Here is a 5,750-nt window from a genome sequence, read left to right on the forward strand (position 1 = left end):
GCGTGGCTGGTTGTATGATTTTACAGAGAATGCGCCAACTGCCTTGAGCCTCCTGAGGTGGGAAAGTGCGTCGTCCAGGCTGTTAATGACTACCTTGGAATCACCATCGGCTCCGTAAAGAATGGAGCCTGTAGAATATAACCTTGGGCCTACCATGCGGCCGGCTTTGATCATTTCTGCCTGGCTGAACACCATTTCTGTATTGCTGGACGGATCATGCGAAGTCGTGACGCCGAAAGCAAGGTTGGCGAGATATGACCAGTCGTTTTGCGGAGAGATGCCATCGGGACTGGTACGCAGGTGTGCATGTACGTCTATGATGCCCGGCATGATCGTTTTTCCGGTTACATCAATGACCCTGGCTTTTTCAGGGATCACGGCTTCTGATGCCTTTCCTACCGAAATGATCTTGTTGTTTTCTATGAGTATGGTCCCTTCTTCGATCACTTCGTCGCCTTTCATGGTAATGATCCTGGCACCCTTTAATGCGGTAAGTCCTGTTGGAGTATCGGTCTTGATCCTGAGGCCCATATAGATTCCTGCTGAATCTGGTTTTGGGATTTCCTGCGGGGCATCGTCAACAAAGGTAAAGGTGTTTTTGATTTCCCGGCTGAAATACTGCTCACCCAATGTCCACATGAGTTTTTTACTGTCACCGCTCCAGTGCATATAGGTTCCGGCATCCCTGGTAATGCGGGTAAGCGGTATGGTTTTGTTGGAAGCTGAAAGGTCCAGGGCTGAGCCAATGGTAACCATGGGGGTGATGTATAAATTGAACAGTTCGGTAAACGCAATCCATTTGCCGTCCGGACTTGGGCAAAACTGATTGGCATAGGTGGAGGTATAATGGGTGCGCTCGTTGCCGCCATTGAGGTCCATGCTTTTGAAGGCCTTTTTACCATCCTGATTGCCCTGGAAAAAGATCCGGGTATCGTCAGCATTGAACTGCGGCCTGATGCCGGTTTCGGAAACCAGGGTTTTGGCACCGCCATTGGCGCCCATCATATAAATGCCTGTGCCCCGGCCGTAGTTGTAGCCCAGTACGTCATTGCCTGATCCTTTTCTGAATACAATTTTATCGCCTTTGGTAGAAAAGCCGGGTGAATAATAGAATCCTTTTTCGTCGGTGAGGGTCACTGTTTTACCCTTGATCTCTGTTTTTTTGATGGCGCCCTTAAATTCATCACTCCAGGTAGAATAGATTACGGATTTGCCGTCAGGACTAATATCGGGTTCAAATTCAAAGTCCAGGCCATTGGTCAGTCTTTCGGGTTTGCCCTCGGGCAGGTCTTTTTTGTAAAGGAAACCAGCGGCATTGAACACTACAAATTTCCCGTCGGGCGAGGTGGTCAGCTGCCTGATCATTTTGGAAGTAAACTCATTCATATATACCTGCTGCGGAAAGTGAAGAGCCTCCTGTACGGTTTGCTTGCTGGTCACCTGGAAAGGAACTTCTATGGCAACCAGAGAGGCGACTTCTATTTTCCTGATCTTTCCTTTGGCATAGAATACTACGTTTTTAGAATCCGGGGTCCAGGCAAAGTTTGGATAGACGCCAAATATCGCCCAGGTTTCCTGCTGGTCATGAGAAAGGTCTTCTGTAAGCGGCCATTCTTCGCCTGTTTGCAGGTTTTGAACATACAGCACGGATTTGAGCCTGACCCTTTTTACATAGGCCATCATTTTGCCATCCGGTGAGGCCTGGGGCCGTGCAGCGCCCCCTTGTGTGGCAATCAGATTGGTCAGTTTACCCGTGTTCATGTCCAGCTGACGAATGGCGTAAATCATGCCATTTGGGTCTTTACTGTACTCAAAGCTGGGGCCCGGAGACATGTCTTCACTAAAATACAGGTACCTGCCATTTGGAGATACATTGGGTTCGCCTGCATCCTGCTGGTCATTTTTTCTTTTGGTAAGCTGGATGCCCTCGCCGCCGTAAATGCTGTACATCCACATTTCGCCTGCGCCCAGGGAGCGGGTGCCTGTAAAATGCTTGCGTGCGATGAGGTAGTCGCTATTCGGCATCCAGGTGGCATTGTTCAATAGTCTGAAAGTTTCTTTGCTGATCTGTCTTTTGCCTGAACCGTCACGGTTCATGATCCAGATGTTGTCCGCCCCGCTTTTGTCGCTGGTATAGGATATGTATCTGCCATTGGGGCTGAACCTCGGCTGCACATCCCAGGCAATACCTATGCTCAGCGCTGTGGCGGTTCCGCCCGCCAGGGGCATGGTATAGATGTCGCCAAGCAGGTCAAAAACGATGTCTTTGCCGTCCGAGCTTACATCGAGATTCATCCAGGTGCCTTCATCAGTCTTTATATTAAACGTTTTAGCTGTGCCTGAATATTTTTCTATGTCCCATTTTTTTTCCTGTGAAAAGGAAGTTTGAAATATAAACAGTAAACTTATTGATAGTAACGATTTTCTCATACGCAGCCGGGGGTGCTTAATTTGTCTGCAATTTAGTAATATCAGTTCATTTTTATAGTTTTACGGGGTATGTTTTTTGCAGCTATCGTTATTGTGGATGTTATCGTTGCGGGGTGGGAATTAAGCGAAGCGTTCTCCTGACTTTTTAGCTTTGCCATGGGAACCATCGTCATTGCGCAGTACGGACTAAATGGAGCGTTCTCCTGAGGCTTTGCCTCGCAATGACGACAATATAAGCATATTGCCAAAGTGTACCAGATAATGTCGATTGAAATAATGAAATAACAGGACAACTCCTGGAAGTATTTAGATGAACGAAGCAGATCAATGAAACGAAGCAGATTAGATGAACGAAACAGAGATATTAAAGCGATACTGGGGATTTGACAGTTTCAGACCTTTGCAGGATGAAATTATCAGGTCGGTTTTGGATGGGAATGATACTTTGGCGCTGATGCCTACCGGCGGAGGGAAATCGCTCTGCTTTCAGGTGCCTGCGCTGGTTAAAGACGGGATCTGTATCGTGGTTTCACCTCTTGTGGCGCTAATGAAAGACCAGGTAGAGAACCTCAAAGGCAGGGGCATCAATGCGGTGGCCATCTACGCGGGAATGGGCAAAAGGGAGATCGATATTTTGCTGGACAACTGCATTTACGGAAAGATCAAGTTTTTGTATTTGTCGCCCGAGCGGCTGCTCTCTGATCTGGTCAGGGAACGGATCTCTTATATGGATGTGAACCTGATCGCCGTGGATGAGGCGCATTGTGTGTCTCAATGGGGGTATGATTTCAGGCCTCCGTACCTGCTGATCAGTGCTTTGCGGGAGGTTGTTCCTGAGGCACCTGTTCTGGCGCTTACGGCTACCGCCACCGCTTACGTACGTGAAGATATTGTGGTCAAGCTTGCTTTCAAAGATCCGAAGATATTTGTACAGAGTTTTGCCAGGAGCAACCTGAGCTATGTGGTGGCTGCCGACGAGGATAAACACAGAAAGCTGCTTAGTATTGCGGCCAATGTGAAGGGCAGTGGTTTGGTCTATGTGCGCAACAGGCGGGAGACTTCCGAAATCGCTTTGTTTTTGCAGCGAAACGGTATTGCGGCAGATTTTTATCATGCAGGGGTGGAAAGAGAGACCCGTTTTAAGCGGCAGCAGGAATGGAAACAGGGCAAGATCAGGATCATGGTGGCGACCAATGCTTTCGGAATGGGTATTGACAAGGCTGATGTACGCTTTGTCGTGCACATGGACCTGCCGGAAAGTTTAGAGGCTTATTACCAGGAAGCCGGGCGCGCAGGCAGGGACGGGAAGCGTGCCTATGGTGTGCTGCTGGCAAACAGGTCAGATCAAATGGCGCTCAAAGCCAGGTATTCGGATAGTTTCCCTTCTATCGAAGAGATTAAAAAAGTGTACCACAACCTGGGCAATTATTTTCAGCTCGCTTATGGGGCAGGAGAAGGACTTAACCTGAATTTTGATCTGGCGGATTATTGCAAGCGCTTTGGGATTGGGGTGATGAAGGCCATGTCTGCGCTGAAATTTTTGGAGCGTGAAGGTTATCTCACTTTATCTGAAAATGTGTTTTTGCCTTCAAGATTACTTTTTCTGGTATCACATGAAGATGTGTATAGGTTCCAGATAGAAAATGCCGGATACGACCGTTTGCTGAAAACGATATTGCGGGCTTATGGGGGAACGTTCGAACAGTATGCTAAGATCCAGGAAGCTGATCTTGCCAGGAAAGTGGCCGTTTCTTTTAATGAGGTGGTCAAACAGCTGAATTTCCTGCAGGAGCAGGGGTTGTTGTCTTATCTGCCGCAGACTGATCAGCCTCAACTGCAGTTTGTCAGGCCGAGAACGGACCTGATGCACCTGGACATTGATGTGAAGTATGTAAAACTCCGAAAAAAAATATTGACAGACCAGATTGATGCAGTGCTGACCTATACGGGATCGGCGATCTGCAGGAGTAAGCAGTTACTGGCTTATTTTGACGAGCCTGATGCCGAAAAATGCGGGGTCTGTGATGTGTGTCTGGCAGAGAAAAAGGCGGAAGAGCCTGACCTGATTTTGGATAAGATCGACTTTGAGATCATCACCCTGCTGCAAAGTGAGGCTTATGAATTGCAGGACCTGGTACCGGCTTTGAAGAGTGGAACTGAACCTGAAAAGCTGTCGCGCATCGGTGAACTGCTGGATGCTGGAAAGATTAAAACAGATGGTAAAAATTATTACCTTTAGCGCCTTACTGAACACATGGAAAAGAACGACAAAAAGGTTATCCGCTCATGGGCATTCTTCGACTGGGCCAATTCAGCCTATAATTTAGTAATTACTTCTACCATTTTCCCGGCTTATTATACGATCATCACCACCACTAAAGAGTATGGTGACCAGGTGGTATTCTTTGGTCATACATTTACCAATACGGCATTGTCCAATTATGCGTTGTCCTTTGCTTACCTGGTGATGGTGATTTTATTGCCGATCCTTTCTTCCGTAGCGGATTACACGGGCAATAAGAAAGTTTTCATGAAGTTCTTTACTTATATAGGCAGTTTGGCCTGTATCGGACTGTACTTTTTTAAGCTGGATACACTGGAAATGGGGATCATCTGTTTTGTCATTGCAGCGATGGGGTATATCGGCGGGGTAATGTTTAACAATTCTTACTTGCCTGAAATCGCGACTGTGGATCAGCAGGACATGGTAAGTGCCAAAGGTTTCGCATACGGTTATGTGGGCAGTGTGCTCCTGCAGCTGATTTGTTTCGTTTTTGTACTGAAACCTGAGCTTTTTGGGATCACTGACCTTTCTTTTCCGCCGAGGTTATCGTTTTTGCTGGTAGGTTTATGGTGGATCGGCTTTGCACAGATCCCTTTCAGGAAATTACCGGCCGGTAGTCCGAACTATAAAGCAATCAATAAGCATGTGGTGAAAAGTGGTTTCCAGGAATTGGGCAAGGTTTGGGCACAGCTGAAACACATGAAATTTTTGAAGACTTATCTGGTGGCTTTCTTTTTTTACTCCATGGGTGTGCAGACCATTATGCTGGCGGCAGCCGGGTTTGGCGAAAAAACCTTGCAACTTGGGACGGAAAAGCTCATTATCGTAATTTTGATCATCCAGCTGGTGGCAATTTTGGGTGCCATGCTGATGTCTGCATTTGCTAAAAGAGTTGGGAATGTAAATGTACTGATGTTTGTAGTAATGATATGGATTGGTACTTGTTTTTGTGCTTATTTTATCACTACAGCCACACAATTTTATGGGTTGGCGGCTATTGTGGGGTTAATCATGGGCGGGATACAGTCACTGTCAA

Annotated in this window: 3 protein-coding genes; 2 read left to right on the forward strand and 1 reads right to left on the reverse strand. The window is 47.1% G+C overall.

The window, feature by feature from the left end; genetic code table 11:
- Positions 1-2,430, reverse strand: a 2,430-nt coding sequence (locus VK541_RS19885; protein WP_324372187.1) for an amidohydrolase, incomplete at its 3' end; no start/stop codon positions are given.
- Between the two features lie 346 nt (positions 2,431-2,776).
- Here VK541_RS19885 and VK541_RS19890 point away from each other — a divergent pair.
- Both VK541_RS19890 and VK541_RS19895 read left to right on the forward strand, forming a co-directional pair.
- Entirely contained in the window at positions 2,777-4,669 is a 1,893-nt protein-coding gene (locus VK541_RS19890; RefSeq protein WP_324372188.1) for an ATP-dependent DNA helicase RecQ, read from the forward strand.
- A 15-nt stretch (positions 4,670-4,684) separates the two neighbouring features.
- A partial coding sequence (locus VK541_RS19895; protein WP_324372189.1) for an MFS transporter occupies positions 4,685-5,750 on the forward strand: 1,066 nt, incomplete at its 3' end.

Origin of the sequence: Pedobacter sp. (assembly GCF_035317785.1) — a bacterium.
GTDB lineage: Bacteria > Bacteroidota > Bacteroidia > Sphingobacteriales > Sphingobacteriaceae > Pedobacter.

Bases quoted from the DNA above. Each gene is read 5' to 3' on its own strand.
- VK541_RS19890 (WP_324372188.1), top strand. From the start codon at position 2,777: ATGAACGAAACAGAGATATTAAAGCGATACTGGGGATTTGACAGTTTC.